This is a genomic window from Georgenia daeguensis (genome assembly GCF_039537705.1).
Lineage (GTDB): Bacteria > Actinomycetota > Actinomycetes > Actinomycetales > Actinomycetaceae > Georgenia > Georgenia daeguensis.
Window position 1 is genome coordinate 58,263 of sequence record NZ_BAABBA010000022.1, and the last position, 6,000, is coordinate 64,262.

The 6,000-nt window shown below is 66.7% G+C and carries 7 protein-coding genes and 1 riboswitch; of the genes, 5 read left to right on the top strand and 2 right to left on the bottom strand.

Features of this window, described 5'->3' with window-relative positions; translation table 11 throughout:
- Positions 1–234 precede the first annotated feature (234 nt).
- The gene (locus tag ABD774_RS17605; RefSeq protein ID WP_345044092.1) at positions 235–960 is read right to left on the bottom strand and encodes a TIGR02391 family protein; all 726 of its coding nucleotides are present in this window, start codon (positions 958–960) and stop codon (positions 235–237) included.
- Positions 961–1,077: 117 nt separating this feature from the next.
- Here ABD774_RS17605 and ABD774_RS17610 point away from each other — a divergent pair, with 117 nt between their 5' ends.
- The 3 genes from ABD774_RS17610 to ABD774_RS17620 all read left to right on the top strand — a co-directional run bounded on the left by ABD774_RS17610 (position 1,078) and on the right by ABD774_RS17620 (position 2,790).
- A complete protein-coding gene (locus ABD774_RS17610) occupies positions 1,078–2,151 on the top strand; it encodes a PDDEXK nuclease domain-containing protein (RefSeq protein ID WP_345044066.1) in 1,074 nt (357 codons plus the stop codon).
- Positions 2,152–2,235: 84 nt separating this feature from the next.
- A complete protein-coding gene (locus ABD774_RS17615) occupies positions 2,236–2,514 on the top strand; it encodes a type II toxin-antitoxin system Phd/YefM family antitoxin (RefSeq protein ID WP_345044069.1) in 279 nt (92 codons plus the stop codon).
- A gap of 6 nt (positions 2,515–2,520) precedes the next feature.
- Positions 2,521–2,790 (top strand): type II toxin-antitoxin system RelE family toxin, encoded by a 270-nt coding sequence (locus ABD774_RS17620; protein ID WP_345044071.1) that lies wholly within the window; start codon positions 2,521–2,523, stop codon positions 2,788–2,790.
- A 204-nt stretch (positions 2,791–2,994) separates the two neighbouring features.
- Here the strand turns inward: ABD774_RS17620 and ABD774_RS17625 are convergent, their stop codons facing one another.
- Positions 2,995–3,777 carry a hypothetical protein gene (locus tag ABD774_RS17625; protein ID WP_345044074.1) on the bottom strand — a complete coding sequence of 261 codons (783 nt, stop codon included), beginning with the start codon at positions 3,775–3,777 and terminating at the stop codon, positions 2,995–2,997.
- Between the two features lie 419 nt (positions 3,778–4,196).
- Positions 4,197–4,338, top strand: a riboswitch (cyclic di-AMP (ydaO/yuaA leader).
- Between the two features lie 113 nt (positions 4,339–4,451).
- Between ABD774_RS17625 and ABD774_RS17630 the strand changes: the two genes are divergently transcribed.
- The gene (locus ABD774_RS17630) at positions 4,452–5,165 is read left to right on the top strand and encodes a C40 family peptidase (protein WP_345044076.1); all 714 of its coding nucleotides are present in this window, start codon (positions 4,452–4,454) and stop codon (positions 5,163–5,165) included.
- A gap of 315 nt (positions 5,166–5,480) precedes the next feature.
- The gene (locus ABD774_RS17635; protein WP_345044079.1) at positions 5,481–5,822 is read left to right on the top strand and encodes a glutaredoxin; all 342 of its coding nucleotides are present in this window, start codon (positions 5,481–5,483) and stop codon (positions 5,820–5,822) included.
- Positions 5,823–6,000: the final 178 nt, after the last annotated feature.

Below are 6,000 nucleotides of genomic sequence, written 5' to 3' on the forward strand. Positions count from 1 at the left end.
AGTCGCCGGCTCAGGCCGGTGGGCGTCATGCCCACAGTCGGTGGGTCACGCTAGGTTCCGCCTCGTGAGCACCGGAGACCTGAAGCCCGACGGCACAGAGATGACGCGTGCGCAGAAGGTCTTCTCCGAGCCGTTCTCAAGGCAGACACATCACGCCTCGGCGACGTGTTTCGCCTACAGATGCTGGAGTTGAAGAAGCCTGAGTTGAGCCGCGCAGGACGGCTCTCGCCGTCGTCAGGCCTCGTCGACGTCCGACTGATCGATCCAGCGAGCCAGCAGGCTGAACGCTGCCAACTGTTCAAGAGCGAGTTGCTCTACCCCTCCGTCGGACGGCGCAGGCGTGTGCATTCCGGGGTTCCGGATTGCGGTGTACAGGCCGTCAGCGAACGCCCGAGCACCTCGGTGGAGGTTTTGGTACGTCTTCCCGCCGTCATCCTTCATCAGCCTGAGTCGCGGCGCGCCTTCCTTCGGGTCGTCCAACGAGAACGCCTCGTTGAAGAGCGCCGTCTCAGACACGTCCATGCGACCCAACTTTGCCTGCGTCTCGGCGTTGATCCGGATCGCGGCCTGCATCACGGCCTGGTGGTAGTGACCGGTGTTCCAGTAGGACTTCCCATTGTCCCAGGCCCACGGGTGCAGGTTGGCGGCGTCCATGTCCGGCGCATTGTCTCCAAGCTTTTCAGCGAGCTCTGTGGACCGCTGCAATGCTGCCTTGGCACGCGACGCCTGGTCACGCAGCCAGTTGTACTCGCTGTCCCCTTTGGGGCGGTCCCTGCTCCAGCCAGGTAGCACCCGATCCAGAATCTGCTCCACGACATGCGCCCGCTGAGACGCCTCTGTCTCCGAGCCGCGCATGTGAGTCCCAACGATGAAGGCGCCACCACCGCTGTTGTCATATCCGACCTGGTCAGTCGTGTGCAGGAACAAGTCAATCTCGTTGATTGCCCAGTCGGGATCCATCTTCGCCACAACATCATCTTGCCCGAGGGTTCCGACAGGCTGCCCGCACGCCACGAAAACTTTGCTGTGTGGTGTGGCAGCGGTCGCACGGCAATCCCGAGGGGCAAGATGGCGCATGTGCCGGGCCAAGACGTCGATGCCGTAGTTCCTGAGGGTTACCGCGAACTGCTCGAGGAGCTCAAGCAGAAGGTGCGCACCTCGCGGGTCCTGGCCGTACGGGCTGCGAACACCGAACTGCTGGGTCTGTATTGGTCGATCGGCCGGGACATCCTGGAGCGCCAGGAGCGGGCCGGATGGGGCGCGAAGATCGTCGAACGCCTGGCGCACGACTTGCGCGCCGCGTTCCCCGACCAGCGCGGATGGTCCCGGCGGAACCTTCAGTACATGCGCGCGTTCGCCGCGGCCTGGCCGGACCCGGCATTTGTGCACCAGCTTGGTGCACAACTCCCCTGGCGCCACGTCACCGTACTGCTCGACCGGCTCGACGAGCCGGCGCTGCGGGACTGGTACGCCGCCGAGGCCGTCGAGCACGGCTGGTCGCGCAACGTCCTCGAGCACCAGATCATGAACCGCCTCCACGCCCGCATCGGAGCGGCACCGTCGAACTTTCGAAGCCACCTGCCCGCGCCCGACTCCGAGCTCGCCCAGCAGCTGACCCGTGACCCCTACATTTTCGACCACCTCGACCTGACCGACCGGGCGAACGAACGTGCCCTCGAACAAGCCCTGATGGACCGGCTACAGGGCACCCTCACCGCCTTCGGGCACGGCATGGCGTTCGTCGGCCGGCAGGTTCGCCTCGACGTCGGCGACGACGTGCTCGTCGTCGACCTGCTCCTCTTCCACGTCACCCAGCTGCGCTACGTCGTCGTCGAGCTCAAGATCGGCAGGTTCTCCCCCGCCTACGTCGGCCAGCTCGGCACCTACGTCGCCGTCGTCGACGACCGCGTCCGCGACCACACCATCCACGCGCCCACCGTCGGGCTCCTGCTGTGCACCGGTCGTGACGAGCAGGTCGTCCGCTACGCCCTCGCCAGCGCCAGCGCACCCCTCGCTGTGGCTACCTACGACACGCTCACGCCCGAGCAGCGCCAGGACCTCCCCGACCTGGAGCAGCTGACTGCCGCCCTCACAGATGTCCTCGCCGACACGTCTCGGGAACTCGCCGGCGACGAACCCATAGACACCTGACAGGTCTCCAGACCTACGTTTGGTCCATTATCGGACCTTGATTCGGGTCTGGCAACAACTCTAATCCGGGTCTACCATACCGGTATGGAGACCATCTCGATCAGCGCCGCCAAGGCCCGCCTCAACGACCTCGTCGAGCAGGCCGTCACCACGCACGAGCACGTGACGATCACGAAGAACGGCGCCCCCGCCGCGGTGATGGTCTCGGCCGACGAGTGGCAGGCCATCCAGGAGACGCTCTTCTGGCTGTCCCAGGACGCCGTGCGCGAGGAGGTCGAGCGTGGCCGCGCCGAGGACGCAGCCGGTCAGACGCTGTCCGAGGCCCAGGTGCGGGCCCGGCTCGGCCGATCCGCCCAGGGCTGAGCCGGCGTGGCGTACGAGGTCCGCCTGACCTCCGCGGCGCTGCGCGACCTGCAGCGCATCTCCCCCCGGTACCTCGACGCCGTCCTGACGTTCCTCTACGGCCAGCTGGCCGAGAACCCCCGCCGGGTCGGCAAGGAGCTCGGGCGGGAACTGGCCGGCCTGCACAGCGCCCGCCGCGGCGACTACCGCGTCCTGTACGAGATCCGCGACGACGAGCACCCGCGCGTGCTCGTGCACCGCGTCGACCACCGCGCTCACGTCTACCGCCCCAGGTGACCGGGCGCAACCCAGTGACGTGTCCACCTCGCGTGCGGTCCAGAGCGCCGAGAAGCCGCCCCCAAAGCTTCCCGTAGGTGCCCGTGTCAAAGCGCAGGGGCCCGTGCCTGCCAGAACGGACGTGCGAATCCGCAGGGCACCCGTAAGACCACATCACGAGAGAAGGCTGCGAGCCGGCGCGGAGGCGGCGCTCAGCGCAACGGCTCAATGGAGCCGGTGCCAACTTCCCTGGACCAGTTCCTCCAGGTGCAAGGCGCTGTCGGGGCCCTGGCCGGTCGAGATGGTCACGAACCAGCCGTCCCGGCCCCTGGTCGTAGTCTTCCAGGCACCGTCGTCGAGGCGGGCCCGGACGTTGGCATCCGCCGACGGGCGGCGGATGACTGCATAGTGGTACCGGGGGCCCCTATCGGAGTGCTCGTAGGCACAGCCGACCGCGGTGACCTCCGGTTCGAGGGTGGAAACCATGGAGGTCAGACTCATGTGGCGACGCTCCTCCCCGCTCGCGAAGAACAGGTGAGTGACTGCCCACTCCCGGTTGCCGGGCACCGCAACCAATACGAAGGACGTGTCGCCGTCCCTGGCAAGACCGAGCACACCAGGGTTGTCGCGGCCGTCGTCGGCCTCAGCAGCAAGAGCGAACGCCCCATCCAGGTTGAGCCGCTGCCAGTCGACTGCCGTACTGTCGGCTCCGACCGGCGTACCGACAGCCTCACCGATCGACTCCGAGGCGGGGCGGTCGGGCAGGACGGCTTCCGGGCTGTGCTGGACACGAGCCCGGAACGGAGCCCGGCCATCCTCGAGTCGGTACAGGAGACGGCCGACGTCGTGCCGAACCGCCTCGAGCTGCGCACCGGAATGAGCTTGTCCGTGATCCTCGGCGATGTGCTGCTCCCAGTACAAGAGATAGCGTCGCAGCGCCGCCATCACCGTGCTTGCCTCGCCCTCGCTGAGGCTGAGATTGAATCGCCCCTCCTCGGGCTTGTTCATGGCTGGAATACTTCCACGCCTGTGCCCCCGAGTGTCCGCACTGGGCCCGAGAGCCGGCGTGCGTGGACGGGTATCGCTGCAGGTCCTCGCTGCAGGTCCTACGTTTCGGCATCATCTGCACGATCGGCACCGGTGGACCACCTCGGGCGTGGTGGCTGCTGCCTGGCCCGGTCCTGTCGCAACCGCCGACCTTATGAAGATTCGGTGAAGATCTCGACCCCTCGGGCGGTGCCCGGGAAGAACTCGTTGGGGCGCTCACCTGCACTGATACCCGACGCTTGCCGGGCGCAACTACGCACACGAGCGTTACCCAAATGTGACTTCGGGATACCTGGTTCTGTACCGTCGGCGTTGCTTCCGGGTCAACTGTTCCGGAAGTCTCCGGGCGGAGACCGAACCCTGCCGCCGCCCTGGGGTCCACTCGAGTAGAACCAGTCGGCAGGGACGGGGGACCCAGTCTTTACGGTCCTGGACCTTGGGGTGAAGTGCGTCGTTCGGCGCCGCACCGGGTGTTCTCCGCCCGAACCCGACAGCTCACCCCGTAGGCGCAGGAGAGGCACTTCGTGACCACCAGTGTTACTGGCGCGCGTCATCGCGCGTCTTCCCGTCCGCTCACCCCCCTGTCCCCCCTCTACCGGCTGACGAGCCAAGCCACGGGCCGTGGCCTGGCCGTCGTGGCATCGTCGGGCCTCGCGCTGACGATGGCAGCCACCACCGCTACGGCCGCGCCGGAGCAGACCCAAGCGCTGCCGAACGTCGACGTCTCTGCTGCAACGGCCGAGGCTCTGGCTGCGATCGTGACCACGCCGTCGGTGAGCGTCCCAGCGGACGTCAGCTGGAGCGTCGACTCCGTGGCCGCCGAGGCCACCCCGGCCCCCGAGCCGGAGCCGGACCCCGCACCCGAACCTGTAGCTGACCGCACCCCTGCCGTGTCACGGAGCGTCGAACGTCCCGAGGTCGCCAGCGCGACCGCTGAAGCCGGTGCCACGGCGGAGGCTGGCGCCACGGCCGAAGCATCCGCTCCGGCCGAGACGCCTGCCCCTTCATCCTCTGCCTCGGCCAGTGCAGTCGTGGACTACGCCCGCCAGTTCCTCGGCACGCCCTACGTCTGGGGTGGCACAACGCCGGCTGGGTTCGACTGCTCCGGGTTCACCTCCTACGTCTTTGCGCAGTTCGGCGTCAGCCTTCCCCGGACCTCGGCTGCTCAGGCCAACATCGGCACCAAGGTCTCCGCGGCGGAAGCCCGGCCCGGAGACCTCGTCACCTGGCCAGGCCACGTGGGCATCTACACCGGCAACGGCAACAACATCGCCGCCCGCCAGCCCGGCACTCCGCTGACGGAGGGGCCGATCTACAACTCCAACCCGACGTTCATCCGTGTGATGTGAGCATCACACCCTAGGTTCGGCGATGACGGTCCGTGGAGGGTACGGACAGTCATCGTCGTCATCACGAAGGGGCCCGTCGCCACAGCGACGGGCCCCTTCGCGTCGCCACGGCGTTCTAGCGTTCTGCAAACACCACTCGGTAGTGCCGGCTTCACCGGTCACCGTGCTGGACGTTGTTGCGGCTAGGACGCCTTTTCGCACGAAAATGTCCCGTGTGTCGCATTTTGGCGTTTAGCCCGTTACCTTCCCCAGCCCGATGTCAATCTTCACTAATTCTTGACCGAATAAAGATCGTGAGCGCGGTGTAAAGGATTCATGCTCGGGCTGGGAAGTTTCCAGACAGAGCAGGAGGCAAATGCGGTGCACCGCTTCGGTACGGTCGCTGTCACCGTGGTGCACGCACCCGCGTGCCACTTCTGTGATGACGCCGAGCAGACCCTGACCTCGTACTCCGGGCGTTTCCCCCTCGACGTGCGCACAGTGGACATCCACTCCGCCGAAGGCCGTCGGCTGATCGCCTTGCACCGGCCCGCCATGAACCCGCTCGTGCTGGTGGACGGCGAATTCTTCAGTTCCGGGCGGCTGCCCCGCCGCAAGCTGGAGAAGCTGCTGACGTCCACGTACGCCCATGTCTCGCGAACGGCCGAGAGGCAATAAGGATCATGGGCAACGAGCTGCTCGCAACCGGTAGCATCCTGGCCGCATTCTGGCTCTTCGCAGATGAGGGTGTAGTCGAGGCCGGCGCGGCGTTGACGGGATAGAGGTCGAGGTCTTCCGATGATGGAGGTTCTCACGCCACCCATCCGGAAGACCTCGACGTGCCTGACGCTACCTT